The sequence below is a fragment of the Streptomyces sp. Q2 genome (assembly GCF_056820935.1).
The window spans coordinates 108,989-135,530 of record NZ_JBXEJE010000018.1 but is presented as its reverse complement, the minus strand read 5'-3'; the positions used below and the strand labels follow the sequence as shown (position 1 = coordinate 135,530).

The 26,542-nt window shown below is 72.0% G+C and carries 22 protein-coding genes and 2 tRNA genes; 10 read left to right on the top strand and 14 right to left on the bottom strand.

What is annotated here, in order from left to right:
- Positions 1-16 precede the first annotated feature (16 nt).
- Positions 17-1,060, bottom strand: a complete 1,044-nt coding sequence (locus ACWBNA_RS21160; RefSeq protein ID WP_482705989.1) for a DMT family transporter — start codon at positions 1,058-1,060, stop codon at positions 17-19.
- Positions 1,057-1,866 carry a phosphatase PAP2 family protein gene (locus ACWBNA_RS21155; RefSeq protein WP_482705988.1) on the bottom strand — a complete coding sequence of 270 codons (810 nt, stop codon included), beginning with the start codon at positions 1,864-1,866 and terminating at the stop codon, positions 1,057-1,059. The genes ACWBNA_RS21160 and ACWBNA_RS21155 overlap by 4 nt, the downstream gene beginning before the upstream one ends.
- Positions 1,867-2,077: 211 nt before the next feature.
- On the opposite strand from ACWBNA_RS21155, the gene ACWBNA_RS21150 reads away from it, so the two are divergent.
- On the top strand, positions 2,078-2,692 hold the full coding sequence (locus tag ACWBNA_RS21150) for a TetR/AcrR family transcriptional regulator (RefSeq protein WP_482705987.1): 615 nt from the start codon (positions 2,078-2,080) through the stop codon (positions 2,690-2,692).
- A gap of 156 nt (positions 2,693-2,848) precedes the next feature.
- On the opposite strand, the gene ACWBNA_RS21145 is transcribed toward ACWBNA_RS21150, so the two are convergent.
- Positions 2,849-3,883 (bottom strand): DUF2510 domain-containing protein, encoded by a 1,035-nt coding sequence (locus ACWBNA_RS21145; protein WP_482705986.1) that lies wholly within the window; start codon positions 3,881-3,883, stop codon positions 2,849-2,851.
- 265 nt (positions 3,884-4,148) lie between these two features.
- On the opposite strand from ACWBNA_RS21145, the gene ACWBNA_RS21140 reads away from it, so the two are divergent.
- Positions 4,149-6,833 carry an ATP-binding protein gene (locus tag ACWBNA_RS21140; RefSeq protein ID WP_482705985.1) on the top strand — a complete coding sequence of 895 codons (2,685 nt, stop codon included), beginning with the start codon at positions 4,149-4,151 and terminating at the stop codon, positions 6,831-6,833.
- Positions 6,834-7,344: 511 nt separating this feature from the next.
- Here the strand turns inward: ACWBNA_RS21140 and ACWBNA_RS21135 are convergent.
- The 6 genes from ACWBNA_RS21135 to ACWBNA_RS21110 all read right to left on the bottom strand — a co-directional run bounded on the left by ACWBNA_RS21135 (position 7,345) and on the right by ACWBNA_RS21110 (position 12,564).
- Positions 7,345-8,136: an SDR family NAD(P)-dependent oxidoreductase gene (locus ACWBNA_RS21135; protein WP_482705984.1), complete on the bottom strand. Its 792-nt coding sequence runs from the start codon at positions 8,134-8,136 to the stop codon at positions 7,345-7,347.
- Positions 8,137-8,235: 99 nt separating this feature from the next.
- The gene (gene pcaDC / locus ACWBNA_RS21130) at positions 8,236-9,363 is read right to left on the bottom strand and encodes a bifunctional 3-oxoadipate enol-lactonase/4-carboxymuconolactone decarboxylase PcaDC (RefSeq protein WP_482705983.1); all 1,128 of its coding nucleotides are present in this window, start codon (positions 9,361-9,363) and stop codon (positions 8,236-8,238) included.
- A complete protein-coding gene (gene pcaB, locus ACWBNA_RS21125; RefSeq protein WP_482705982.1) occupies positions 9,360-10,691 on the bottom strand; it encodes a 3-carboxy-cis,cis-muconate cycloisomerase in 1,332 nt (443 codons plus the stop codon). Before pcaB ends, pcaDC begins: the two co-directional genes overlap by 4 nt.
- On the bottom strand, positions 10,688-11,293 hold the full coding sequence (gene pcaG / locus ACWBNA_RS21120) for a protocatechuate 3,4-dioxygenase subunit alpha (RefSeq protein ID WP_482705981.1): 606 nt from the start codon (positions 11,291-11,293) through the stop codon (positions 10,688-10,690). The genes pcaB and pcaG overlap by 4 nt, the downstream gene beginning before the upstream one ends.
- A 6-nt stretch (positions 11,294-11,299) precedes the next feature.
- On the bottom strand, positions 11,300-12,073 hold the full coding sequence (gene pcaH / locus ACWBNA_RS21115) for a protocatechuate 3,4-dioxygenase subunit beta (protein ID WP_482705980.1): 774 nt from the start codon (positions 12,071-12,073) through the stop codon (positions 11,300-11,302).
- Between the two features lie 17 nt (positions 12,074-12,090).
- On the bottom strand, positions 12,091-12,564 hold the full coding sequence (locus ACWBNA_RS21110; protein WP_482705979.1) for a CoA-transferase: 474 nt from the start codon (positions 12,562-12,564) through the stop codon (positions 12,091-12,093).
- Between the two features lie 212 nt (positions 12,565-12,776).
- Here ACWBNA_RS21110 and ACWBNA_RS21105 point away from each other — a divergent pair, with 212 nt between their 5' ends.
- Positions 12,777-13,244, top strand: a complete 468-nt coding sequence (locus tag ACWBNA_RS21105; protein WP_482705978.1) for a MarR family winged helix-turn-helix transcriptional regulator — start codon at positions 12,777-12,779, stop codon at positions 13,242-13,244.
- Between the two features lie 29 nt (positions 13,245-13,273).
- On the opposite strand, the gene ACWBNA_RS21100 is transcribed toward ACWBNA_RS21105, so the two are convergent.
- On the bottom strand, positions 13,274-14,266 hold the full coding sequence (locus ACWBNA_RS21100; protein WP_482705977.1) for a DUF3048 domain-containing protein: 993 nt from the start codon (positions 14,264-14,266) through the stop codon (positions 13,274-13,276).
- Between the two features lie 191 nt (positions 14,267-14,457).
- Between ACWBNA_RS21100 and ACWBNA_RS21095 the strand changes: the two genes are divergently transcribed.
- Positions 14,458-15,648: a zinc-dependent alcohol dehydrogenase gene (locus tag ACWBNA_RS21095; protein WP_482705976.1), complete on the top strand. Its 1,191-nt coding sequence runs from the start codon at positions 14,458-14,460 to the stop codon at positions 15,646-15,648.
- Between the two features lies 1 nt (position 15,649).
- On the opposite strand, the gene ACWBNA_RS21090 is transcribed toward ACWBNA_RS21095, so the two are convergent.
- A complete protein-coding gene (locus ACWBNA_RS21090; RefSeq protein ID WP_482705975.1) occupies positions 15,650-16,720 on the bottom strand; it encodes an ATP-dependent DNA ligase in 1,071 nt (356 codons plus the stop codon).
- Between the two features lie 74 nt (positions 16,721-16,794).
- On the opposite strand from ACWBNA_RS21090, the gene ligD reads away from it, so the two are divergent.
- Complete coding sequence (ligD, locus tag ACWBNA_RS21085; protein WP_482705974.1) at positions 16,795-17,832, top strand: non-homologous end-joining DNA ligase; 1,038 nt, start codon at positions 16,795-16,797, stop codon at positions 17,830-17,832.
- A 39-nt stretch (positions 17,833-17,871) separates the two neighbouring features.
- Here ligD and ACWBNA_RS21080 read toward each other — a convergent pair whose 3' ends face one another.
- Entirely contained in the window at positions 17,872-20,040 is a 2,169-nt protein-coding gene (locus ACWBNA_RS21080) for an OmpL47-type beta-barrel domain-containing protein (RefSeq protein ID WP_482706056.1), read from the bottom strand.
- A 44-nt stretch (positions 20,041-20,084) separates the two neighbouring features.
- Positions 20,085-22,580, bottom strand: a complete 2,496-nt coding sequence (locus tag ACWBNA_RS21075) for a ThuA domain-containing protein (RefSeq protein WP_482705973.1) — start codon at positions 22,578-22,580, stop codon at positions 20,085-20,087.
- Positions 22,581-22,769: 189 nt separating this feature from the next.
- Here ACWBNA_RS21075 and ACWBNA_RS21070 point away from each other — a divergent pair, with 189 nt between their 5' ends.
- Both ACWBNA_RS21070 and ACWBNA_RS21065 read left to right on the top strand, forming a co-directional pair.
- A complete protein-coding gene (locus tag ACWBNA_RS21070; protein WP_482705972.1) occupies positions 22,770-23,744 on the top strand; it encodes a multicopper oxidase domain-containing protein in 975 nt (324 codons plus the stop codon).
- 172 nt (positions 23,745-23,916) lie between these two features.
- Entirely contained in the window at positions 23,917-24,951 is a 1,035-nt protein-coding gene (locus tag ACWBNA_RS21065) for a LacI family DNA-binding transcriptional regulator (RefSeq protein WP_482705971.1), read from the top strand.
- A gap of 42 nt (positions 24,952-24,993) precedes the next feature.
- Here the strand turns inward: ACWBNA_RS21065 and ACWBNA_RS21060 are convergent, their stop codons facing one another.
- Positions 24,994-25,785: a VOC family protein gene (locus tag ACWBNA_RS21060; RefSeq protein WP_482705970.1), complete on the bottom strand. Its 792-nt coding sequence runs from the start codon at positions 25,783-25,785 to the stop codon at positions 24,994-24,996.
- 257 nt (positions 25,786-26,042) lie between these two features.
- On the opposite strand from ACWBNA_RS21060, the gene ACWBNA_RS21055 reads away from it, so the two are divergent.
- The 3 genes from ACWBNA_RS21055 to ACWBNA_RS21045 all read left to right on the top strand — a co-directional run bounded on the left by ACWBNA_RS21055 (position 26,043) and on the right by ACWBNA_RS21045 (position 26,532).
- Complete coding sequence (locus tag ACWBNA_RS21055) at positions 26,043-26,288, top strand: WhiB family transcriptional regulator (RefSeq protein WP_482705969.1); 246 nt, start codon at positions 26,043-26,045, stop codon at positions 26,286-26,288.
- An 87-nt stretch (positions 26,289-26,375) separates the two neighbouring features.
- Positions 26,376-26,447, top strand: a tRNA-Gly gene (locus ACWBNA_RS21050).
- Between the two features lie 10 nt (positions 26,448-26,457).
- Positions 26,458-26,532 (top strand) — tRNA-Asp (locus ACWBNA_RS21045).
- The last annotated feature ends 10 nt before the right edge of the window (positions 26,533-26,542 follow it).

The window sequence follows — 26,542 nt, the reverse complement described above, 5'->3', positions numbered from 1 at the left end:
CTGCCCGCGACGGCGCTCACAGCGGTGTGAGGTGTCCCGGCTCGGACCGCCGGGCCACCATCGCCGGCTCGGACCGCCGGGGCGGCACCATCGCAGGTTCGGCCGGCCGGGGCACCCACGCCGGTTCGGCCGCCGCCGACTCCGGCCTCAGGGCCAGGACCGCGGCCACGGGGTGTTCCTCGTGCTCGTGTGCGTCCGCCCCCACGACGTCCACGGTGTCCACGGCGTCTTCGATGTCCACGGCGCGCGGCACCCGCGAGAGCAGCACCACGCCCCACGCCGCGAGCCCCGCCCCCGCCAGCGCGAGCAGGACGCCCGCCGCGCCGCCCTGCAGCCGCTCGCCGAGCAGGACGAGGCCGATCGCCGCGGCGGCCACCGGATTCGCCAGCGTCACCACCGCGAGCGGGGCACCGAGGCCGCCCCGGTAGGCGGTCTGGGACAGCAGCAGTCCGCCGGTCGCGAAGGCCGCGACGAGCAGCGCCACCCCGATCACCTCCACGCTGAGCAGGGACTGGGTGCGGTCCGTCACGGCCACCGTCACGGTCTGGGTGAGCGCCGAGGCGACCCCGGAGGCGAAGCCCGACGCGGACGCGTGCCGCAGGCCCGGCCGGGCGCCCCGCCGTGCCAGTACGCCGATCAGCGTGGCCGTCACCGCCGCGACCGCCACCGCCTCGGGGGCGCTCAGCACGTCCTCGGGCGCCGGCCCGGAGGCCGTGACCAGGATCGCGGACAGACCGAGCAGCGTCAGCGCGGTGCCCCGCCACTCCGCGGCACTGACCCGCCGCCCCGCGACCCGCGCCCCCATGGGCACCGCCGCGACCAGGGTGAGCGCACCGAGCGGCTGGACCACGGTCAGCGGCCCGTACTTCAGGGCGACCACGTGCAGCAGCGCGGCCGCGGCGTTGAGCACGACCGACCCCCACCAGGCGCCCGAGCGCAGCAGCCGCAGCGTGCCCGAGCCCGGATCGCGGGAGGCCAGCCTTTCCTGGGCCACGGCCGCGGCCGCGTAGGCGACGGAGGAGAAGAGGGACAGGACGACGGCGAGAACGGTGGCGTTCATCGGCCCGCCCCCACGAGAACCTGCTCCTCGGCGGGTATGAGCCGGCCCTGACCGCGTCCGGCGGTGGTGGCCGTCCGGTGCGGCAGGTGGATCACCGCGAGCGCGAGGGCGAGCAGCGCCCCCGCGGCGATCGCGTCCAGCCAGTAGTGGTTGGCCGTGCCGACGATCACCAGCAGGGTCAGCAGCGGGTGCAGCAGCCACAGCCACCGCCAGTGGGAGCGGGTGGCGACGATCAGGCCGATCGCCAGCATCAACGCCCAGCCGAAGTGCAACGAGGGCATCGCCGCGAACTGGTTCGAGAGGTGGTCGGTCCGCGGCGGGCCGTACACGGAGGGGCCGTAGATCCGTGCGGTGTCCACCAGGCCGGTGACGGCGAGCATGCGCGGCGGGGCCAGCGGGAACAGGAGGTGCGCCGCCAGCGCGGCGCCGGTGAGCGCGGCCAGGACGCGGCGGGCCCACACGTAGTGCGCGGGGCGGCGCAGGTAGAGCCAGACCAGGAAGGCCACCGTGACCGGGAAGTGGACGGTGGCGTAGTACGTGTTCGCGACGTGCGTGAACGTGTCGCCGTGCAGCAGCAGGGACTGCACCGAGCCTTCGCCGGGCAGCCGCAGGGTTCGTTCCAGGTCCCACACGCGGTGCGCGTTGCGGAAGGCCTCGCCGGTGTGGCCCGTGGCCAGTTGCCGGCCGAACTTGTAGACGAGGAAGAACCCTGCGACGAGCAGGAGCTCACGGACGAGCGGCGGCCGCGCTATCGCGCTCGGCGCCGCTGGTGAAGGCTTTGGTGAAGGCTCGGTGCGGGCATTCATCCCCCGGCCCTTTCGCTGACGTGGTGCGTGTGCTGGTGCTGTTCCGGACGGGCTTGTGACTCCTCCGGCCCCGAAAACTCATCGATACTGTGGCGTACCGATACGCCAGTGTACCGATACGAACCCGTACCGGTACACTCCAGTATCGATAGACGTACGACACACTGGGACGTGAGCCCCCGGGCCACGGATACGAGCGAGGAGAGAGTCGATGACGTCGCAGGCCGCAGACGGACCGGAAGCGGTCGCCGCCTCGCGCCGCTCCAAGATCACGCCGGAGCGTGAGCGGGAGTTCTTCGACGCCGTACTCGAACAGATTCGCGAATGCGGCTACGACTCCGTCACCATGGACGGCGTCGCCACCAGCACGCGCTGCAGCAAGTCGACGCTGTACCGGCAGTGGAAGACCAAGCCCCAGTTCGTGGCGGCGGCCCTGCGCGGCAGCCGTCGGGTGCGCTTCGCCGGCATCGACACCGGCTCGCTCGCCGAGGACCTGCGCCAGGCCGCACGGGCGGCGGGTGCCTGGTCGACGAGCGACACCAAGCTGGTCCAGGCGCTCGGCCACGCCGTCACGCAGGACGAGGAACTCGCGCTGGCGCTGCGCGAGGCGCTGGTGGAACCGGAGATCGCCGCGCTCCAGGAGATCCTGCGTCGGGGCATCGAACGCGGCGAGATCGCCGCCGACCATCCGGCGGTGGAGTACATCCCGGCCCAGATGTTCGGCGTCCTGCGCGCGCGGCCCGTCCTGGAGGGCAAGTACGCCGACCCGGACTACCTCGTCCGGTTCGTGGAGGCCGCCGTGCTGCCGGCGCTCGGCCTGACCTGAGACCCAGGCCGCCGTCCGCCGGATGACCGGGACGGTGACCTGCCCGCGCCGCACCGTGGGGACGGGGGCGGCGCGCACCCCCCGGCCGGGTGGGGTTCCTCTTGAGCGGAGAGGCGCCCCACCCGGCCGGCATGTTCACGAAGGACCTGCCGGACGTCAGACGTCCTGGCCGCTGCCGCCGCCCGTCGACACCTTGATGCCCTTGGTGATCTCGTCGAGCACGGCCTGCGTCTCCTCCACGTCCACGCCGAAGCGGACGACGACCATCTGCTGGGAGTTCGCGGGGGAGGGGAAGGCCAGCGACTGGACGTAGCCGTCGGAGCCCTTGCTGGTGACCGCCTTCCAGCGGACCAGATAGCCCTTCTGCCCGGCCACGGTCACGGCCTTGGAGGCCAGCACGTCGTGCGAGGTGATCTCGCCGTAGGTCGAGCCGCCGTAGGAATCCTCCGCGTTGGCCGAGATGTCCGCCTTCGCGATCTCCTCGGCCGTGGTGCCCTTGGTGCCGAGCGCGAGGGCGGGAGCCGAGTACGCGCCGCCCTTCGTGCAGGACTTGGAGGTGTCGCCGGGGCAGTCGTAGGAGTCGTTCGACGTGACCGACGCCCCCACCGACATCTGCCGGCCGTACCAGTCGGCCGGTATCGGCAGGCTGATCCCGTCGATCGCGTCGGTCACCGACCCGCTCTCGATCTTCGGCGGCTCGGACTGGTCGGGCGAGGGCGACCGGCCACCGGACCCGCCGGACCCGCCGGACCCGCCGGACCCGCCGTCGCCCCCGGATCCGCCGTTGCCGCCGAAGGGGCCGCGCGTGGAGCCGTCCTGGCCGCCGGGGCCACCCTGTCCGCCCGGCCCCTGCGAGTTCGCGGTGTCACCCTTGCCGCCCTCGTCACCGGCGAGCGCGTACACGCCCACGCCTATGCACGCCAGGACCACGACGGCCGCCGCGACGGCTATGCCCGTGCGCAGACCGCGCCGCGGCCCGGCCGGCGGCTGCGCGGGATACCCCGGATACCCCGGATGCGCCGGGAACGGACCGGCACTCGCCGCCACCTCCGGAGGACCCCACGCGGCGGCCGACCCCGCGGCCCGGGTCTGGTCCGTCCATGCCTTGCCGTCCCACCAGCGCTCGGTGGCGGGACCGTCACTTGTCTGCCCGGGATCGGGGTACCACCCGGAGGGAGTCGCCTGCGTCATGCCCCCACCGTATGAGGCCTCGGTGAAAGAGGCATGAGAAGGCCGGGCTTCGAATTCGCCCCATTACGGGGCGAGTCCTGCCGGTCACGAAGAAATCGACCCATGGTCGAGTCCTGTGACCGCCGGTCACGGGCAGAGCCCGTCGACCGCACGCACCCGGCATCACCCGTCACGGCAACTGGTGCCCTTACCGGCCTCCGCTTCGGCACCCGGACGGCTACGCTCAAGTCTGTACGTCGTTCGGGCGACTTGGGGAGGTAGCGCGATGACGGAGGTACGGCCCCTGGAGGCCGCCCCGGCCTCGCTGTGGGAGCGTGACGAGGAAGTCTCCGGCGTCGTACGGGCCATCGACGCGCTGGGCGCGGACAGCTCCTCCTCGGGCAGCCTGCTGATGATCAGCGGCGAGGCCGGCTTCGGGAAGACCGCCCTGCTCGCCGAGACCCGCCGGATCGCCGAAGGACGCGGTTGCACCGTGTGGTCGGCGCGCGGCGGCGAGACCCTCAGGTCCGTTCCCTTCAACGTCGTACGACAACTGCTGCAACCCGTCCTCATGTCGCTGATGCCGGAGGAGGTTCGCGAGTATCTCGGCGACTGGTACGACATCGCCGGCCCGGCGCTCGGCCTCACGGATCCCGGAGGGCGCCAGGCCGACCCGCAGGGCGTCACCGACGGCCTGGTCGCCGCGGTGCGCCGGCTGGCCCGGCGCGACTGGCCGCTGGTCCTGCTGATCGACGACGCCCACTGGGCCGACCAGGAGACCCTGTGCTGGCTCGCCGCGTTCGCCGAACGCCTGGACGACCTGTCCGTCCTGGTCGTGGTGGCCCGCCGCCCCGGCGAGATGACCGGCGAGAGCGCCCGGCTCCTCGACGAGGTCGCCGCCACCGCGGGCCACCCCGCCACCACCCTGAGCGCCCTGACCCCGGACGCCACCGCCGGCCTCACCCGCGCCACCCTCGGCGGGCACGCCGACGCCGCCTTCTGCCGCGAGGTCTGGGCCGTCACCGCCGGCAACCCGTACGAGGCCGTCGAACTCCTCGCCAAGGTCCAGGACAGCGAACTGGAGCCGACCGAGAGCGCGGCCGGCGAACTGCGCGCCCTGAACCGCGCGGCCCGCGGCGGCGGCCTCGTCGCCCGCCTGGAGGAACTCGGCATCGACGCCACCCGGTTCGCCTGGGCGGCCGCCATCCTCGGCACCGGAATCTCCGTCGACCTGGTGGCCAAGCTCGCCACCCTCGGCCGCGACGACGCCGTGCGCTGCGCCGAACTGCTGTGCAGCGCCCGCATCCTGACCGCGCCCGACCCGGCGAACGGCCGGGCCGACGAGGGCGACCTGGAGTTCGTCCACCCGCTCATCGCCACCGCCGTCTACAACTCCATCCCGCCCGCCCTGTGCACCGCCATGCACGGCATCGCCGCCCAGGTCGTCACCGACTCCGGCCGGGGCGCCGCGGCCGCCGCCCGCCACCTCCTGCAGGTCCACCCGGACGACGACGAGGAACTCGTCGAGCAGCTGCGTGAGGCCGCCCGCGAGCACCTCGCCGTCGGCGCCCCCGACGCCGCCCGCCGCTGCCTGGAACGCGCCCTGCTGGAACCCCCGCAGCCCGAGGTGCACGCGCGCGTGCTCTTCGAACTCGGCTGCGCCACCCTCCTGACCGCGCCCGCGAAGACCATCGACCACCTCCAGACCGCGCTCGCCATGCCGGGCCTCGAAGGCGACGCACGCGTCGACGCCGTCTTCCGCCTCTCCCAGGCACTGCTGCACAACGACCAGCTGGAGGAGGCCGTCCGCACCGTCGAGGCGGAGGCCGCCCGGCACACGGCCGGACCCGCCCGGATGCGGCTGCAGGCCGTGCAGTACATGTGGGAGGGCATCTACGCGGGCGAGGCCGCCTCACCGGGCCGCTCCGAGCGCCTCGCCGAACTCGCCCGCACCTGCACCGGCCGGGACAACTCCGAGCGCGCCCTGCTCATGCTGCGCGGCTTCGACGCCATGACCCACGGCGAGAGCGCCGAGGCGGTCGTCGACCTGTGCGACCGCGCCCTCGTCAACGGCCGGCTCGCCCCCGGACTCGGCTGGACCGACACCGAGTGGGGCGTCGAACTGCTCCTCATGCTGGCCAACGCGTACGCCTACACCGACCGCCTCGACCGGGCCGACGCCCTTTATTCCGAGGCCCTGCGCGCCTACGAGTCCGCCGGCTGGAGCGGCGGCCACCTCGCCCTGGCCCACGCCTACGTCGGGGTCGGCCACCGCAGGCGCGGCCGGCTCCGGGAGGCCGAGACGTCCCTGCGCGAGTCGCTGCGCCTGGCCGAACGCGTCGGGCGCGGACTGCCCCTGTACTGGACCGCGACCTGCAACCTCGTCGACACCCTGCTCGCCCGCGGGCACGTCGAGGAGGCCTGGGCGACCGCCCAACAGTGCGGCTTCGCCCCGCCCTACCCCTCCACCATCGTGCTGCCCGACCCCCGCTCCGTGCGCGGCCGCCTCCTGCTCGCCGTCGGCCGTACCAAAGACGGCATCAACGAACTGGAGGCCGCGGAGAAGGCGGCGGCCGCTCGCGGCCACCACAACCCGGTGCTCGTCCCCTGGGCCTTCGACCTCGCCCGAGCCCTCGTCACCGAGGACCCGGCCCGCGCCGCCCGGCTCGCCACCGACGTCCGCCGGCACGCCGAACGCCTCGGCACCGACACGGCCATAGGCGAGGCCCTGCGCTGCGCCGCCGCCCTGGAGACCGGCCAGCGCGCGGTCCGGCTGGCCGCGCAGGCGGTCGCCTACCTGGAGGCCTCACCCTGCCAGTACGAACACGCGGCGGCACGCGTCGAGTACGGCATCCTCGCCCGCTCGGTGGCCGAGCTCGACCGGGGCCTGGCGCTGGCGCGGTCCTGTGGGGCGGACGGGCTGGTGGCGCAGGCGAGGGCGGTGTTGGAGACGGGGCGTGGGCTGCGGTAGGTCGGGTGTCCCCGCCGTGGGTCGGGGGCGGCCGGCGGATGCTTGTGTCCGTCCCTGCCCGCTCGGTGGCCGAGCTCGACCGGGGCCTGGCGCTGGCGCGGTCCTGTGGGGCGGACGGGCTGGTGGCGCAGGCGAGGGCGGTGTTGGAGACGGGGCTTGGGCTGCGGTAGGTCGGGTGTCCCCGCCGTGGGTCGGTGGCGGCCGGCGGATGCTTGTGTACGTCCCTGCCCGCTCGGTGGCCGAGCTCGACCGGGGCCTGGCGCTGGCGCGGTCCTGTGGGGCGGACGGGCTGGGGGCGCAGGCGAGGGCGGTGTTGGAGACGGGGCGTGGGCTGCGGTAGGTCGGGTGTCCCCGCCGTGGGTCGGTGGCGGCCGGCGGATGCTTGTGTACGTCCCTGCCCGCTCGGTGGCCGAGCTCGACCGGGGCCTGGCGCTGGCGCGGTCCTGTGGGGCGGACGGGCTGGGGGCGCAGGCGAGGGCGGTGTTGGAGACGGGGCGTGGGCTGCGGTAGGTCAGGCGTCCAGGAGGCGGTCGGTGACGGCCGACAGACGTTTCTGTACGTCCCTGTCGTACGTCGCCCGGTGCGCCCGCGCCGCACGGGTTCCGTCGAAGTAGGCGCCGCTGCCCAGGTCCTGGGTGGCCAGGGCCAGGACGCCCGGAGCGCCGTCGGCCACCGTGTTCCAGGGGCTGATGCCGCCCTCGCGGACCATCGCCGTGTCCATGTAGGTCGCCGGGTGCAGCACGTTCACCGAGACACCGGTGCCGTCCAGCTCCTCGGCCAAGGCGAAGGTGTGCGCGGCGAGTGCGAACTTGCTGCGGCAGTACGCCGACAGACCGCTGTAGCCGCGGGTGAGTTCGGGATCGTCGACGTCGAGGGGCTCCTGGCCGGCCGAGCCGACGTTGACGATCCGCGCGGGCGGGTTCGCCAGCAGCACCGGCAGCAGCGCGCGAGTCAGCGCGACCGGCGCCAAGTAGTTCACGGCCAGCCTGAGTTCATGCCCGTCGGCGCTCACCTCCCGCCCCGAGCCTGGCGAACCGCCGCCCACACCCGCGTTGTTGACCAGGACGTCGAGCTCGGGGTGCGCCTCGGCGACCCGCGTGCCCAGCTCGCGCACCTGCGCCAGTGAGGCCAGGTCGGCGACGAACCCTTCGGCCGCGCCCTCGCCGCGCAGTTCCTCGACGAGCTGCCGCGTGCGGGCGGCGTCACGGCCGTGGGCGAGGACCAGGTGTCCGGAGCGGACCAGTTCGAAGGCGACGTGGCGGCCGAGACCGGCTGTGGCGCCGGTGATCAGAATCGTGGACATGCCCCCACCGTAGGCGCGCAACGGGGCATCGGCGTGGTGCTGCCGAAGCTACGACCGGCAGGGTCACCCTCCCGCTCACCCTGCGGCTCACCCTCCGGCTCACGCCTCGGTGTCGTCCTCCTGCGCCAGCACCCGCTGCGCCGTCGCGAACGCCGAGTTCGCCGCCGGGACCCCGCAGTACACGGCCGTCTGCAGCAGCACCGCGCCGATCTCCTCGGGAGTCAGGCCGTTGCGCCGGGCCGCCCGCACATGCATCGCCAGCTCGTCGTAGTGGCCGTGCGCGACCAGCGCCGTCAGCGTGATCATGCTGCGTTCCCGGCGGCTGAGCGTCGGGTCGGTCCAGATCTCGCCCCACGCGTAGCGCGAGATGAAGTCCTGGAAGCGCGCGGTGAAGGGCGTCTGCCGGGCCTGCGCCCGGTCCACGTGCGCGTCCCCGAGAACCTGGCGCCGCACCTCCATGCCCCGCTTGGCGCCACCGTCGACATGCGCCCGCAGCGCGGTCAGGACGGCCTCGGGGCACTGTGCGGGCGCCAGATGCGAGGCGCCGGGGATCTCCACCAGCGCGGCGCCCGGCACCGCGTCCGCGATCTCCCGCAGATGCGCGGGCGGGGTCGCGGGATCCTCGCGGCCGGCCACCAGCAGTGTGGGCGCGGAGATCTCCGCCAGCCGCTCCCGCAGGTCGAACGCGGCCAGCGCGTCACAGCAGGCGGCGTACGCCTCGGGGTCGGCGTCCCGGTGGTCCCGGACGAGTTCCGGCACGGTGAACCCGGAGGTGAACCAGCGCGCGTCGGCACCGCCCGCGAGCCATTCCATGCCCTCGCTCCGGACGCGCGCGGCCCGCTCCTCCCACGGCTTGGAGCCGTTGAAGTGGGCGGAGGAACAGATCACCGCGAGCGACGACACCCGCTGCGGATGGTGCACGGCCAGATGCAGCCCCACCGCACCGCCCAAGGACACCCCGGCGTACGCGAACCGCTCGATGCCCAGGGAGTCGGCGAGCGCGAGCACCAGATCGGCGAGATCCCCGACGGTCGCGCCCGGCCCGATCAGGTCGGCCGCGGAACCGCCGTGCCCCGGCAGGTCCCAGCGGATCACCCGGTGAGTGAGGGACAGCTCGGGTGCGACCCGGTCCCACAGGGCGTACGAGGTGCCCAGCGAGGGCCCGAGCAGGAGCGGAGGAGCGGAAGCGGGCCCTTCCGCGCGGTGGTTGAGGCGGTTGTCGGTCAACGTCGCTCCAGAGCACGGTCGGTGAGGACTCCGGCGGAGCCGGTGTAGCGGGCGGGGTCGGTGAGCTCGTCGAGGTCGACGTCCTTCAACTCGGCCTGTTCCGAGAGGAGTTCGCCGAGGCTGCGTCCTTCGGCGTAGGTGCGCCCGGCGAGCTCCGTGAGCAGTTCCCGGGCACGGGCGCGGCCGAGAACGGGTGCCAGCTCGGCGGACAGCCGCTCGGAGACGACCAGCCCGTGGGTGAGGTCGAGGTGGGCGCGCATGACGTCCGTGTGGACCCGCAGGTTCTCGGTCAGTTCGGCCGCGTCGCGGGCCGCGCCGCCGACCAGCCGGAGCAGGTCCCGCAGCGGCTCCCACTCGGCGTGCCAGGCCCCGGCCGGCCGCTCGTCCTCGGCGACCAGCGAGCCGTACAGGGTGGCCGCGAGCTGCGGGGCACGCCGGGCCGCGGCCGCGATCAGCGTGGACCGTACCGGGTTCGCCTTGTGCGGCATGGCGGACGAGCCGCCGCCGCTGCCCTCCGCGACCTCCGCGATCTCGGTCCTGGACAGCGTCAGCACGTCCGCGGCGATCTTGCCCAGGGCGCCCGCCGTGAACGCCAGGCACCCGGCGAGATCGGCGACCGGCGTCCGCAGGGTGTGCCAGGGCAGGGGCGGCTCGGCGAGCCCGGTCTCGCGGGCGAAGGAGGCCAGCAGCGCGGTCGGATCGTCCGCGCCGTACGCCGTGAAGGCCGCCAACGTCCCGGCCGCTCCGCCGAGTTGGGCGGGCAGCGAGTCCCGTACGGTCGTCACCCGGTCCCGGGCGTCCAGCACCAGCGACCGCCACCCGGCCGCCTTCAGCCCGAACGTCGTCGGCACGGCGTGCTGGGTCAGCGTCCGTCCCGGCATCGCGGTGTCCCGGTGTTCGGCGGCCAGCCGGGCCAGCACCCGCTCGGTGCGGCCGAGGTCGTCGAGGACCAGGTCCAGCGTGCGCCGGGCGACCAGCATCATCGCCGTGTCCACGATGTCCTGGCTGGTGGCGCCCCGGTGGACGTACGGCCCGAACTCCTCGCCCACCGCCTTCGTCAGATCGGCGACCAGCGCGATGACCGGATTCCCGCCGCCCCGGGCGCGCTCCGCCAGCGACCGTACGTCGAAACGACCGGCGTCGGCCGCCTCGGTCACCGCCGTCGCCGCCCCGGCCGGGGCGAGCCCCCGCGCCGCCTGGGCGCGGGTCAGCGCCGCCTCCGCGTCCAGCAGTGCCTGCAGGTAGGCGCGGTCGTCGGTCGCGGACGCGGCCGGGGAGCCCGCCCACCCGGGGGCGAGCAGGCCGGTGTCCGCTTCTTCGGATGTCACTGGAACTCCAGGAAGACCGTCTCGCCCTCGCCTTGAAGGCGGATGTCGAAACGGTACGTTCCCCTGCCCGCGTCGGTCGCGATCAGCGTGTCGCGCCGCTTGGCGTCCAGCCGCGCGAGCAGTGGGTCCGCGGCGAGTGCCGCCTCGTCGCCCGGCAGGTAGATCCGGGTGAACAGGTGTACCAGCAGCCCGCGCGCGAAGACGCACACGCTGAGGTACGGGGCGCTGTGCCCGCGGGCGCCGGGCCGCAGCGTCCGCGCGGACCAGTGGCCGCTCGCGTCCGTCTGGACGCGGCCCCAGCCGGTGAACTCCACGCCGTTGCGCCCGAGGAAGCCGCCGCTGGCCGGGTCGCGCCGCATCGAGCCGTCGACCGTGGGCAGGTTGCCGTCCGGGTCGGGCCCCCACAGCTCCACGAACGCGTCGGGCAGCGGGTTGCCCTCGCCGTCGTACACGTGGCCGTGGACGGCGATCGTGTCCGGGTGGCCGGCCGGGGCGATGTCGCCGCCGCCGGGGAACGGCAGGGCATGGCCGTAGAAGGGGCCGACCGTGTGCGACGGGGTGGGCAGCACGGTCTCCGGACGACTCGTGTCGATCTTCGTCATGGCAGGTCAGCGTCCTTCTTCGATCCAGGTGGCGTTCGGCCCGTCGAGCACGATGTCCCAGTGGTAGCCCATCGAGAACTCCGGCACCGACAGACTGTGGTCGTACGTCGCCACCAGCCGCTGCCGGGCCGCGTCGTCCGTCACCGACTGGATGATCGGGTCGTAGGGGAACAGCGGGTCGCTCGGGAAGTACATCTGCGTCACGAGGCGTTGCGTGAACGCCGAACCGAACAGGGAGAAGTGGATGTGCGCCGGCCGCCAGGCGTTGACGTGCTGACGCCACGGGTACGGGCCCGGCTGGACGGTCGTGAAGCGGTAGAAGCCGCTGTCGTCGGTCAGCGTGCGGCCGACACCGGTGAAGTTCGGGTCCAGCGGGGCGTCGTGCTGCTCGCGCTGGTGCGCGTAGCGGCCGGCCGAGTTCGCCTGCCAGATCTCCACCAGCTGGCCGCGGACCGGGCGCCCGTCGCGGTCGAGGAGCCGCCCGGAGACGGTGATGCGCTCGCCGATCGGCTCGCCGTCGTGCTGCCGGGTGAGGTCGTTGTCGATCTCGGTGATGTCCCGTTCCCCGAAGGCGGGGGAGGACAGCTCCACCAGCTCGGGGTCCTGGCTGACGTCGATCGCGACCGGCGGCTGCTTGGGGTGCCGCAGGACCGAGGAGCGGTACGGCGCGTAGTCGCGACGTGGCTGGTGCTCCACGGGGGCGCCGTCGGTGAGGCGCTTCTCGTACGCGGCGTGCTCGGCCGCGATCTCCAGGTCGATGTCCGCTTGGGTGAGAGTCATGGGGTTCCTAACGCTTCCTAGCGCTCGAGGACGAGGGCGAGGCCCTGGCCCACGCCGATGCAGAGGGTGGCGGCGCCGGTACCGCTGCCCTGGCGGGCGGGCTGGTGGGCGACCGTACCGGCGAGCCGGGCACCGGAGGTGCCATGGGGGTCACTCCGCTCGAGCGGAGCCGGGAGTGGGGGAGGGTGGCCGAGGGCGGTGGCGCCGCCCCGCGGGTTGAGGATCGCCGGGTCGAACTCGGGCCACTCGGCCACACCTCCCGGTGCCTGTGGGGCGAACGCCTCGTTCGACTCCAGCACGGACACCGAGAGGCCGGAGTCCATCGCGCCGCAGTTGTCCGAGACGACGCTCACGTCGGTGACCTCCCGCTCGTACAGCGCCTGGATCAGCGCGTTCGGCACACCGCCCGGCCCGGAGCCGCCCACCGCGAGCGACGCACCGGCCGGCACACCGGCCACCGCCTCAAGGGCGGTGGCGACCACCGTGTCCATCCGTGCAGCCCCATCCCGTCCGAGTACCCGTCCTGCAGTTAGTCAGGGCACTGATTATCTCAGTGTGGTGTTCTTCACGCTGCCACCGGAGCTGCGGGGCGTCAAGGCCCAGGAGAAACGTGAGGTCAGTTCACCAGGTGCGCGCCGCAGACAGTTGCCGCATCGCGCCGGTATCGTTCAGTGCACCAACGAATCCGATCAGGGGAGCGCACATGGCCGCGGTGGACCTCTCCACTCACCCCGGGCACCTGGCCCGGCGGCTTCAGCAGGCGCACTACCTGCTGTGGAACACGATGGTCTCCGAGGAGATCACCTCGCCGCAGTTCGCCGTCCTGAACGCGCTCGTCGGGGAACCGGACCGACTGGACCAGCGAACCGTGGGGGAGCGGGTGGGCCTCGACCGGTCGACCATCGCCGAGGTGATCAGCCGGCTCGGCCGGCGCGGGCTCCTCGACAAGGTGCGCGACCCGCAGGACGGCCGCCGCTTCCTGCTGCGCCTCACGGACGAGGGCCTGCGCACCCACCGCAAGCTGACCGTGCGCACCGCCCGGATGAACCAGGTGTTCCTGGCCCCGCTCTCGGCCGCGGAGCAGAGCGTGTTCTTCGACCTCATCCAGCGGGTCTCGGACGCGGCCGAGGAGCTCCGCAACCCGACGGAACCCCTCGCCCGCCGGCCCTGAGCGGCGCGGCGACTCAGCCGCCCGGCCGCTCACGAGGCTTTCGCGAACACCACCCACACCTGCCCGTCGGCGAAGTTCACCGGCTCGCCGTCTTTCGTCGTGAACCCGGTGCCCGTCGTGGCCTCGGGGCGCGACCACTTCACGTCGTAGGCACGTCCGCCGCGCAGTACCTCCGCGGTCCCGGAGCCGACCGTCTCGGTGTACGGCGTGTTGTTGCCGAGGAAGTCGTGGAAGGCGGACTTGCGCACGTTCACGTACTGCACGACGACCGTCGCCGGTGCCATCCGCTTCCCGTCCGTCGTCACGGCCGGCGTCCCGTCCATCGAGACCAGCCAGCGGGCCCGGTCCGCGGACCAGCTGAAGGTGAAGGCGGCAGCCGGGTAGCGCACGGTCCGCGAGGTCTCCTTCCGGCCCCCGGCGGGTGCGGTGCCGTACCGGAAGCCGGTGGTCAGCGCGTCCGTGCCGGGAGCGGCGGGCAGCAGCCGGTCCGGGCGCAGGTAGAGGTTGTGCGGGGAGGGCTTGCCGGTGCCGCGGTAGTAGGCGCCGGACACCTTGCCGGGCGTCTGCACGACCAGCGGTGCCTTGTCGATCAGCGGCATCAGCTTGCCCTGGGCCCCGGAGAAGGCGAGTGTCGGCCGGTCGAACTGGCGCAGCAGCTCCAGATCCGACTCACGGGCGCTGCGCACCGGGCCGACGACCTTCGGCAGCTTGGTCGCGTAGACCGCCATCAGCCGGCTCATCCCGCCCTCGACCTGCTCGGCGTACACGACGTCCGCGGAGTTCAGGCCCGTGTGGGGCCGGGCCGCCCGCGCGTTGTCGATCTTCACGGCGAGTACCGAGCCGACGTCGGCACGCTCGCTCGGGCTCTCACCCAGACTCTCGACGGGCGTGCGCAGTTGCCCGCGCCCGTCGTCACCGCTGTCGTGCCCACCCGTGCAGCTCGCCGTCAGCGAGGCGGTCGCCGTGGCGGCGAGCAGCGCCACCGCCATGACGGTGCGTCGCGAGCGCGCTCTGTGTCCCATGCCCACCGTGGCCACCCGTCTCTTGTCCTTGATTGTGCGCTCGTACGTTCATTGATGGCCATACCCGCTTGATTCTGATCGGCTGCGTCGATACGTCGATCGGCGCAGGTGCGGGCGATTCGGCCGGGTGGCGGCCGGGTACTCGGCCGCCACCCAGACCGGACACGCCGACGTGACGTAGGGAGCGTGCGATGAAGGCAGTGACCTGGCAGGGCAAGCGGGACGTGCGGGTGGAGAGCGTGCCCGATCCGACGATCCAGGAGCCGACGGACGCCGTCATCCGCGTCACCTCCACCGGGCTGTGCGGCTCCGACCTGCACCTGTACGAAGTGCTCACCCCGTTCATGACACCGGGCGACATCCTCGGTCACGAGCCCATGGGCATCGTCGAGGAGGTCGGCGCCGGAGTGCAGGACCTCTCCGCCGGAGACCGGGTCGTGGTGCCGTTCCAGATCGCCTGCGGCAAATGCTGGATGTGCATGACCGGCCTGCCGACGCAGTGCGAGACCACCCAGGTCCACAGCGAGGGCATGGGCGCCGCCCTCTTCGGCTACACCCGTCTGTACGGCTCCGTCCCCGGCGGCCAGGCCGAGTACCTGCGCGTCCCGCAGGCACAGTTCGGCCCGATCAAGGTCCCCGAGGGCCCGCCCGACGACCGCTTCGTCTACCTCTCCGACGTCCTGCCCACCGCCTGGCAGGCGGTCGCCTACGCGGACATCCCGCAGGGCGGCAGCGTCGCCGTGCTCGGCCTCGGGCCGATCGGCGACATGGCGTGCCGCATCGCCCAGCTGCGCGGCGCCGGACAGGTCTTCGGCGTGGACCTGGTGGGCGAGCGGCTGCGCCGGGCACGGTCGCGCGGTGTGCAGACGTACGACCTCAGGAGGTTCGACAGCGAGAAGGAACTGGTCCAGGAGATCCGCGACGAGACGGACGGACGCGGCCCCGACGCCGTGATCGACGCCGTCGGCACCGAGGCCCACGGCAGCGGCGCCGCCCGCCTCGCCCAGCAGGCCTCGGCCATGCTGCCCCGGAAGATCAGCGGGCCGTTCGCGGAACGCTTCAGCGTCGACCGGCTCGGCGCCCTTCACACCGCCATCGAGCTCGTGCGCCGGGGCGGCACGATCTCGCTGTCCGGCGTGTACGGCGGCACGGCCGACCCGCTGCCGATGCTCACCATGTTCGACAAGCAGATCCAGGTCCGGATGGGCCAGGCCAACGTGCGCCGCTGGAGCGACGAGATCATCCCCTACCTCACGGACGAGGACCCTCTCGGCGTCGACGACTTCGCCACCCACCGGCTGCCGCTCAGCGAGGCACCGAACGCGTACCGGATGTTCCAGCAGAAGCGGGACGGCGCGGTCAAGGTGCTGATGACGCCCTGAGTCACCCCGGGGGGCCGAGGATCTCCGCCAGGTCGTAGCGCACCGGCTCCTCCAGTTGCGCGTACGTGCAGCTCTCGGGGGTCCTGTCCGGGCGCCAGCGGCGGAAGCGGGCCGTGTGCCGGAAGCGGGCACCGTTCTCCATGTGGTCGTACGCCACCTCGACCACCCGCTCCGGCCGCAGCGGCACCCAGGACAGGTCCTTCTTGCCGGACCAGCGGCTGGGCGCCCCGGGCAGCCGGGCCGTCTCGTGCGCCGCCTCCTCGGCCCAGGCCGCCCACGGATGCCCCGTGACGTCGTCCATGCGCAGCGGCTCCAGCTCCTCGACCAGTTCGGCCCGCCGCTTCATGGCGAAGGCGGCCGACACGCCCACGTGCTGAAGGGCACCCCGGTCGTCGTACAGGCCGAGCAGGAGCGAGCCGACCACCGGTCCGCTCTTGTGCAGGCGGTAGCCCGCGACGACGACGTCCGCCGTCCGCTCGTGCTTGATCTTGAACATGGCCCGCTCGTCCTGGAGGTACCGCCCGTTGAGCGGCTTGGCGATGACACCGTCCAGGCCGGCCCCCTCGTACTGCTCGAACCACCGCTGAGCCATGTCGATGTCGGTCGTCGCCGGCGCCACGTGCACGGGGGCCGTCGCCTCGGTCAGGGCCGTGGTCAGCAGGGCCCGCCGTTCGACGAGCGGCACGTCCAGCAGCGACTCGTCCGCCAGGGCGAGCAGGTCGAAGGCGACGAACGACGACGGCGTCCGCTCCGCCAGCATCCGCACCCGGGAGTCCGCCGGATGGATGCGCTCGGTCAGCGCGTCGAAGTCCAGCCGCCCCTCCCGCGCGATGACGATCTCCCCGTCCAGCACGCACCGCTCGGGCACCCGCTCCCGCAGCGCCGCCGCCAACTCCGGGAAGTACCTGGTCAGAGGCTTTCCGGTGCGGCTGCCCAGCTCGACCTCGGCACCGTCACGGAACACGATCGCCCGGAACCCGTCCCACTTCGCCTCGTAGTGCATGTCCGGCGGAATCTTCGCCACCGACTTGGCGAGCATGGGCTTCACGGGCGGCATCACGGGCAGATCCATGCTCCGATTCTGCGCTCGACCGACCGGAAACGCCCGGTGTGCGAGGTATGCGCAGTACGCCTACCGTGGCTCGCATGGGCGAAGCGGTGCAACTGGAGGCGGGCGGCCGGACCGTACGGCTGTCCAGCCCGGACAAGGTCTTCTTCCCGGAGCGCGGCTTCACCAAGCTGGACCTCGCCCGCTACTACCAGGCCGTCGGCCCCGGCATCCTGCGCGCCCTGCGCAACCGCCCCACCACCCTGGAGCGCTACCCGGACGGAGTGGGCGGCGAGTTCTTCTTCCAGAAGCGGGCGCCGAAGAACATGCCCGACTGGATCCCCACCGCGCACATCACCTTCCCCAGCGGCCGCAGCGCCGACGAGATGTGCCCCACCGAGGAGGCCGCCGTGCTGTGGGCCGCCCAGTTCGGCACCCTCACCTTCCATCCCTGGCCGGTCCGCCGCGACGACGTCGACCGCCCCGACGAACTGCGCATCGACCTCGACCCGCAGCCCGGCACCGACTACGACGACGCGGTCCGCGCCGCCCACGAACTGCGCGCGGTCCTCGACGAGCACGGCGGCCTGCGCGGCTGGCCCAAGACCTCAGGCGGACGGGGCCTGCACGTCTTCGTACCGATCGAACCCCGCTGGACCTTCACCCAGGTCCGGCGCGCGGCCATCGCCGTCGGACGGGAGATGGAACGCCGGATGCCGGAGCGGGTGACCATCAAGTGGTGGAAGGAGGAGCGGGGCGAGCGCATCTTCGTCGACTACAACCAGACCGCCCGGGACCGCACGATCGCCTCCGCCTACTCCGTACGGCCGCGCCCGCACGCCCCCGTCTCCGCGCCGCTGCGCTGGGACGAGGTCGGCACCGCGCACCCCCAGGACTTCGACATCGCGACCATGCCCGCCCGCTTCGCCGAACTCGGCGACGTGCACGCGGACATGGACGACCACGCCTTCTCCCTCGAGGCCCTCCTGGAGTTGGCGCGCCGCGACGAGCACGATCACGGGCTCGGCGATCTGCCGTACCCGCCCGAGTATCCGAAGATGCCGGGAGAGCCCAAGCGCGTGCAGCCGAGCAAGGCGAGGAAGCAGACGCCCCCGCCGGAGGCACCTCCTTCCTGATCTGCGAAGGTGCCCCCTGCGAGGTACGTCTCCCGGGACCTACAGCTCCTTGATCCTGATGTCCCGGTAGGAGATCACGTCCGTCGTGCCGTGCACCTGGAGCCCGATGTAGCCGGAGGCGAACCGCCGCCCGTCCGTGCCCGGGTCGTCCGAGCGCGGCGGGGAGAAGTCCTGGCCGCCGGTGTTGTCGAACTCGTTGATCAGCACGCCGTTGCGGTAGACCGAGTAGTGCTGGTCGACCACCCGGATCTCGTAGTCGTTCCACGTGCCCTTCTGGGTGACACCGGCCCCCGCCAGCCCCACCCGGTCGAAGCCGTAGACCGAGCCCGTCTTGTACATGTCCCCGTCGGGCCGGTCGAGCACCTGCACCTCGTGCCCGTACTTGATGGCGACCCACTCCGGCCGCGACTCCTCCGGGTGGTCGAGCACCCACGGGAACCGCACGAACACACCGGAGTTGGCGTTGCCGGTGCCCGGAGCGTCGTCACGCCACTGGAGCCTGAGCGAGAAGTCGCCGTACTTGCGCTGCGGGAACCACAGCATGCCGAGCCCGGCCCTGGTGGTGCCGGAGGTGATCGAACCGTCGGGGTTCGGCGCGAAGGAGCCGCCGCCCACCTGCTGCCACTTGGAGAAGGACTCCGCGCTGCCGTCGAGGATGGTGCGGTAGCCCTCGGTCTGTCCGGGACTGCCGATGCCGGACTGGCGGGCCGCCTTCTGGATCGCGTTGTCCTCGCGCTGGTCGACGACGCCTTCGGTCAGCAGCCTGTCGAGGACGGCCTTGACGTGCTTCAGGAACAGCGCGTGGGACGTCCACTCCTTCTCGTCCTCGATCAGCTCGTTGATCCGGCACCGGTTGTCGGTGACCCGGTTCGGCACGCCCGAGTCGACCGCGCCCACGATGACCGTCAACCGCTCGTCGTACTCGGCGCAGTTCGGCGCGGGCACCCCGCCACCGGCCACCACCGAGAAACTGACGGTGCGTGCCGCGGAGGTGTTGCCCGCCTTGTCGATCGCCCGGTACGCGACGGTGTGCGTACCCGCACGGTCGACCACCACGGGGATGGTGTAGGCGATGTACGGTCCACCGTCGAGTGAGTACTCGATCCGGTCGACACCCGAACCGCCCTCGTCCGTCGCGCTCACGGTCACCTTGGCGTTGCCCACGTACGCCCCGTCGGAGTTCCGCGTGCCGTCGACACTCACGCCGGTCGTCGGCGGGATGGTGTCCTGTGGGGGCGCCGCGACGACGGTGAACCGCACGTCCTTCTCGGCGGCGGTGTTGCCGGCCTTGTCGGTGGCCCGGTAGCGCACGGTGTGCGTGCCGGTCTGGTGCACCATCACGGGGGCGGTGTACGGCTGCCAGGCCCCGGAACCGACCGCGTACTCGATGGCGTTCACACCGGAGCCGGTGTCGGAGGCGCTGACGGTGACTGTCGCCATGTCGATGTATGTCCCGTCGGCGTTCCGTTCGCCGGTCACCGTCGCCGAGGTGTCCGGCGGTGTCGTGTCCTCCGAGGAGGGGGCGACGACCGTGAAGTCGACGCTCTTCTCGGCCGACACGTTGCCCGCCTTGTCGAGGGCGCGGTAGCGGACCTTGTGACTGCCGACCTGGTTGACGACGACGGGTGCGGTATACGGAATCCAGTCACCCCCGTCGCCGACCGCATACTGTATGCCGTCGACTCCGGATCCACCGTCGCCGTCCGTCGCGCTGATCGCGACGCTCGCCGAACCGACGTACGCGCCCTGCGCGTTCTGGGTGCCGGTCACCTGTGCCGCCGTCTCGGGCGGGGTCGTGTCCTCGCCGCCGGCCTCGGTCACCACGAGGATGCCCTGCATCTGGCCGTGGCCGGGGATCGTGCAGTGGTAGAAGTAGCGGCCCGGGGTGAGCGTGACCTCGGCGGTGTGGCGGCCGCCCTGGTCGTCGCCCGGGTTGGCGAGGATGTTGAGCTGGACGTCGCTGTTGAACTCCGGATCGTTCGTCACGAACGTCAACGTGTGGGGCATTCCGGTGGTGTTGCCGGTGGCCGCGCTGTTCTCGAAGACGATCGTCGCCGCTCCCGCCACCGCTGTCGTCGGCGCCGAGGTGTACTTGGTGATGTCGTCGCCGGCGGTCCAGGTCAGGACCTGGGCGGCGGCGGTCCGGTCTGAGGCCGGATCGTCGGCCTGTCTCCCCGCGGCGGGTGCCGCCTGCAGTCCCAGCATCATCAGCAGGGTGGCCAACAGGCCCGTCCAGATTCTTCGTTGCCGTGTCACCGCGTCCCCCTCGCCAGCTGGGCCGCGGCCGGAGTCGGCCCGCCGCCCGTGTACGTGACCCGCCACAGCGCCGACCTGGCGTCCGAGGTGAAGAAGCCGCGGCCGTAGTCGAGGACGTACAGGGACCCGTCCGGACCGAACTTCCAGTCCATGAGGTTCCTGATGCCGTCGTTGCCGACCGGCACGATCTTCTTCAGGGACTCCGAGTGGACCGGCAGACCGCCGGCGCCCTGGTTCTTCGGATCGGTGATGACCGCGTTGCGCGGCTGGTCGGCGTCGTAGAAGTCGCCGACGAACCACTTGCCGTCCCAGTAGGAGGGCCACTTGGTGGCGCTCGCGCTCGCCGCGTCGTACCGGTAGAGCGGCCCGTTCATCGCGGCCTGGCCGCCGCCCTTGAGCCACGGCAGCCGATAGGTGGCCTCCTCCTGCTTGTACGAGGGGATGCCGTTCGCGTCGCGCGGGTAGTCCGGCGCGCCGCCCTGGGGCGAGTACCAGATGTTGTTGCCGGTGACGGGGGGCAGGTTGACCAGGCCGTCGTTGTTCGGCGACTCGTTCTTCGGGTGGTCGCAGTCGTACCAGCCGAGCGGCCGGGTGGGGTCGGGCAGGTTGCGGTCCCGGTAGGGCTGCTTGTTGCCCATGCAGTACGGCCAGCCGCGGTTGCCCGCCTCGGTGATCACGGCGAAGGTGTCGTACTTGGCCGGGCCCCAGGTCGTCGACGGCGTGCTCGCGTCCGGGCCGACCCAGCCGGCGTACAGGGTGTCCGTCTGCTTGTCGACGGAGATGCGGGCCGGGTTGCGCACGCCCATCACATAGATCTCGCCCCGTGTCTTGCCGCCGCCCTCGTCGGTCTCCCTGCCGGTGAAGAGGTTGCCGTCGGGGAGGGTGTACGTCCCGTCGGGCTCCGGGTGGATGCGCAGGATCTTGCCGTTGAGGTTGTTGGTGTTGCCGGCGGTGCGGCGCGCGTCGGCGAAGGAGACACCCTTGTAGGCGGGCTGCGGGTTGTTGCCCGAGTAACCGTCGCTGAAGCCGCTGGAGTTGTTGTCACCGGTGGCGATGTACAGGTTGCCCTGGGAGTCCCACGCCATCCCGCCGCCCGCATGGCAGCAACTGTGGACCTGCACCGGCCACTTGAGCAGCACCTTCTCGCTGCCCGGCTCCAGCTTGCCGGTGGCGGGGTCGAGGGTGAAGCGGGAGACACGCCGCTCGGCCGTCCGGGTGTCGCGGTTGATCTGGCTGTGCGGCGTGTAGTGCAGGTACACCCAGCCGTTCTGCTCGAAGCGCGGGTCGAGTTCGATGCCGAGCAGACCCTCCTCCACCTTGACCAGTTCGTCGCCGCCGCCCTTGTTGCCGAAGACGGTCAACTCGCCCGCCAGGGTGACCTTCTTGGTCGCCGGGTCGTAGACATGGATCTGGCCCTTGCCCTTGCCGACGTCGGGGTTGTTCCAGTCCGTGACCACGGGCTGGGAGGAGTCGGCGCCGCCCCGGCCGATGTAGAACACGCGGCCGTCGGGGGCGGTGACCAGGCCGTGCGGTTCGCCGATCTGGTCGCTCTGTCCGGGCTGGTTGGGCCGGGTGAGCCGCTCCGCCTTGTAGTTTCCGGTGACGGTCGCCTTGCAGTCGGCCTGCACCAGCCGGGTGGTCCACAACAGGGCGCCGCGCAGGTGTGCGCGGAAGTCCGTCTCGTCGTACGACGACACCGTGCCGCCCATGCCGGTGTAGAAGGACCGTCCGCCGTCGTAGTCCCGGCACCAACTGACCGGGTGGTCCCAGCCGTTGGCGCTCGCCCCCGGCTGGTAGGTCGACTCCCGTACTCGGGCGACCGTATGCACCTCACCCGACGGGTTCTTCGCCCAGTTGAGCCACTGGTCGGGGCGCTTCCACTGGAGCGGCAGGTCCTTGGTCGCCGGATGCCGGCGGTCGCCCACCTCGACGGTGGCCCGCTGTACGCTCGTCGGGCTGGACGCGGCCGGCCGGGCGCCGACGAGACCGGTGAACCAGTCCGAGTACGGCTCCGCGCGGGCCGCGTCATGGATGCCGAGGAAGCCGCCCCCGGCCTCCATGTAGGCCTCCAGGCCCGCTTCCTGCTCCGGATCGAGGACGTCGCCGCCACCCGTCAGGAAGGCGATGGCGTTGTAGCGCCCGAGCCTCGTCTCGTCGGTGAAGACCGAGGGGTCACCCGTGGCCTCGACCCTGAAGCGTCCGCTCGCCGGTCCGGACAGACCGATCTGCTCGATCGCCTCGATGCCGGCGTTCACGACCGGCGACTCGTCCCCGGCGGCGGCGGACCCGTGGAAGATCAGCACCCGTACGTCGGCGCCGCCCGGCGGCGACTTGACGGACATCGTTGTCCAAGACGGCTCCGGGGCCGGACGCGCGCTCGCGGCGGGCCCCGCCAACAGTCCGGCGGCGACGAACCCGGCGGTCACAGTGGCCGCCCAGGCCCGTCTTCTCCTGTTCCTCGTGCTTCTCGCGCTCAACCCTCGTAAGTGCATGGGCACCTCCTCGGTCACAGCAACAGCGCGATGGAAGCTAGACCACTTTGCGCAACTCGCCAATACCTATGACCGAGTTGCGACGAACTTTGTCCTGAGTGTGGATGAACGGCGGAACGGCCGGTACCGTCTCACCGGTTCATCACAGGTACGTCTCCGCAAGTTCCTTATCAGGGTGGGGAGTTCCGCATGGACAGACGCGGGTTCAACCGACGAGTACTGCTGGGCGGCGCGGTCGTGGCGACATCGTTGTCCCTCGGGTCCGAGGCCATGAGCGCCGACACCCCGGCGAAGACCGCCCCGGCCGGGGGCGAGGTGAAACACATCAGGCTGTACGCCGAGAAGCTCGCCGACGGGCAGATGGGCTACGGCTTCGAGAAGGGGAAGGCCACGATCCCCGGACCGCTGATCGAACTCAACGAGGGCGACACGCTGCACATCGAGTTCGAGAACACGACGGACGTGGCGGCGAGCCTGCACGTGCACGGCCTGGACTACGAGATCTCCAGCGACGGCACGAAGCTGAACAAGAGCGACGTCGAGCCAGGCGGCACCCGGACCTACACGTGGCGCACGCACGCCCCCGGGCGTCGCAAGGACGGCACCTGGCGGGCGGGCAGCGCCGGTTACTGGCACTACCACGACCACGTCGTGGGGACGGAGCACGGAACCGGCGGAATCCGCAAGGGCCTGTACGGGCCGGTGATCGTCCGGCGCAAGGGAGACGTCCTGCCGGACCGGACCCACACCATCGTCTTCAACGACATGCTGATCAACAACCGGCCCGCGCACTCCGGCCCCGACTTCGAGGCCACGGTGGGCGATCGGGTGGAGTTCGTGATGATCACGCACGGCGAGTACTACCACACCTTCCACCTGCACGGTCATCGCTGGGCGGACAACCGTACGGGCATGCTCACCGGTCCCGACGACCCCAGTCAGGTCGTCGACAACAAGATCGTGGGCCCGGCGGACTCCTTCGGCTTCCAGGTGATCGCGGGGGAGGGGGTGGGAGCCGGGGCGTGGATGTACCACTGCCATGTGCAGAGCCACTCCGACATGGGGATGGTGGGCCTGTTCCTGGTGAAGAAGACCGACGGGACCATCCCGGGATACGAGCCGCACGGGCCGCATGAGTCACACGAGACGCACACGTCCCACTGAGTCGATCGCGAAACTCCGCGCGCCGCGGAGCGCTCCGAAAGCGTGGCGCCGGCGTCCCGAAAGCGTGGCGCCAGCGTCACGAGAGTCTCGCCGAAGCGCTCCGAGAGCGCTCTCACCCCGCTCCGCACCCGGCGCTATCCTGATCGGCACCCCGCCGATGAGGAGTCCCGAAGTGACCGAGACAGCGCCGCGTCCCACGCTGGAGGCCGTGGCCGCGCGGGCCGGGGTCTCGCGGGCCACCGCCTCGCGGGTGGTCAACGGCGGGGACGGGGTCAGGGAACCGCTCGTGGAGCGGGTGCGGCGCGCGGTGGACGAGCTCGGGTACGTGCCCAACCAGGCCGCCCGCAGTCTGGTGACCAAACGGCACGACGCCGTCGCCGTCGTCGTCGCCGAACCGGAGACGCGCGTCTTCGCCGACCCCTTCTTCGCCCTGCAACTGCGAGGCATCAGCAAGGAGTTGACGGCCCTCGACAATCAGCTGGTGCTGCTGCTCACCGAAGGCCGCGACGACCACGCCCGGGTCGGCCGCTATCTCGCCGGCGGTCACGTCGACGGGGCGCTGGTGTTCTCGCTGCACCTCGACGACCCGTTGCCCGGACTGATCCGCCGCGCCGGCATCCCGACCGTCTTCGGCGGCCGCCCCGGCTGGAGCGACGGCGAGGGAGGCGACGTCGTGTACGTCGACAGCGACAACCGCGGCGGCGCCCGCGACGCCGTACGCCATCTCGTCGGCCTCGGCCGCAGGCGCGTCGCGCACATCACCGGCCCGCTCGACCAGACCTCGGCGGCGGACCGGCTCGACGGGTACCGGGACGTCATGGCCGACGCCGACCCGCGACTGGTCGCGCCGGGCGACTTCACCCCGGCCGGTGGCGAGCGGGCGATGCGCGCACTTCTGGACCGCTGCCCCGACGTGGACGCGGTGTTCGCCGCCAACGACCTCACGGCCGCCGGCGCCCTGCGCGTACTGCGCGAGCACGGGCGGCGGGTGCCCGAGGACGTCGCCGTGATCGGCTTCGACGACATGCTCCCCGTCGCAGAACAGACCGACCCTCCCCTGACCACGGTCCGTCAGGACATAGAGGAGATGGGCCGGTTGATGGCCCGTCTGCTCCTGCGCGGCCCCGACCCCCGCACCACCGACGAGGAGACCCCGCCGTCCGGCATCGTCCTGCCGACGACACTGGTCCGCCGCGCCTCGGCCTGACGCGCCACGCCTGCGCCGAGGCCGCGCCGACACCCGCCCCGGCTAGGTCTGCTGCGGCGGCGCGCTCTTGATCACCGCGAAGCGGGCGCCGTACGGGTCGGCGAGTTCTGCGATGCGGCCGACGTCCTCCAGATCCGTCGCCGGCATCCGGACCGTGCCGCCCCGCTCCTGCGCCGTGGCGACCGCGGCGTCCGCGTCCGGGACCTCGAAGTACGGCAGCCAGGCTCCGGCCGCCGCCTTGGTCGGGTCGTCCTCCAGCGGGACGATGCCCCCGAACATGGCGTCCGACTCGGTCCCCGACGGGTGGACGGTGGTGTAGGCGCCCCCGGCGAAGGTGAGCGCGGAGGTCTCCCAGCCGAACAGCCTGTTGTAGAACCCGGCGGCCGCGGGGAGGTCCGGCGTGTACAGCTCCAGCCAGCACAGCGAGCCCGGTTCCTGCACGACGTCCAGACCCTGGTTGGCGGCGGGCTGCCAGATGCCGAAGGACACGCCCGCCTGGTCGGCGAGGATCGCCATACGGCCCTGGTCCATGACGTCCATGGGCTGCATCAGCACCGAGCCGTGGGCCTGCTCGGCCGCCTTCGCGGTGGCGTCGGCGTCCGGTGTCCGGAAGTACACGGTCCAGGACGGCGGGCCCTGGTCCGGGGTGGTCTGCATGCCTCCCGCGGCCGTCCTGCCGTCGAGCTGGAAGAAGCCGTAGCCGCCGACCTCGGGCCCGCCCGACCGGAACTCCCAGCCGAAGAGCCCGCCGTAGAAGGAGGAGGCGCCGTCGATGTCGGGTGTGCCGAGATCGAGCCAGTTCGGAGCGCCGGTGACATAACGGGTGGTGAGCATCTCTGCCCTCCTTGTGAAGGGTCCCGTTGCCTGCACTGCCGAGTCTCGCACCGCCCACTGACAAACGCGCGGGGCATGGAGAAGAAGCCCCGTCACCCTGAGTGTTCACAGGAACGCGGCTTGTCGTACGGCGTCCCGCGCGCCGCCGTGCGCCCAGGTGCCCGGCCGGGTCATCATCGGTCGGCCGCAGGCCGTGCGGAGCCGGCGTTGATCGCGCGTTGATGGAACGTTTTTCGCGCCCCGGCACGATCTCGTTCATGCACATCGACACCATCACCCCGGCCGACCTCGGCCGGCAGACGCAGGCACTGTGCGCACAGACCGGGGCGGACTTCTTCTTCCCCGAACCGGGCAGCTCGGTGCGCGAGGCGAAACGCATCTGCGGCATGTGCGAGATGCGTACCGCGTGCCTGGAGTACGCGCTGTCCAACGACGAGCGCTTCGGCGTCTGGGGCGGCCTGTCCGAGAAGGAACGACTGCACCTCAGGCGCACGAGCGACTGACGGCCCCGCTCGCCGTCCTGCCCGCCGGTCGGGCCGTAAATTCGTGCGACCGGCCGGTGGGCGTGCGGTTAGGATCCGAGGGCGCGGCCGGGCGTAGCGCAGAGGCAGTCGCGCCGCCTTGCCCAGGCGGATACGCCGGTTCGAATCCGGTCGTCCGGGCCGCGCGGGTGGGTCGGTAGCGCAGAGGCAGGCGCACCGCCTTGTCAGGGCGGAAACGCCGGTTCGAATCCGGTCCGGCCCACCACGGCACGGCA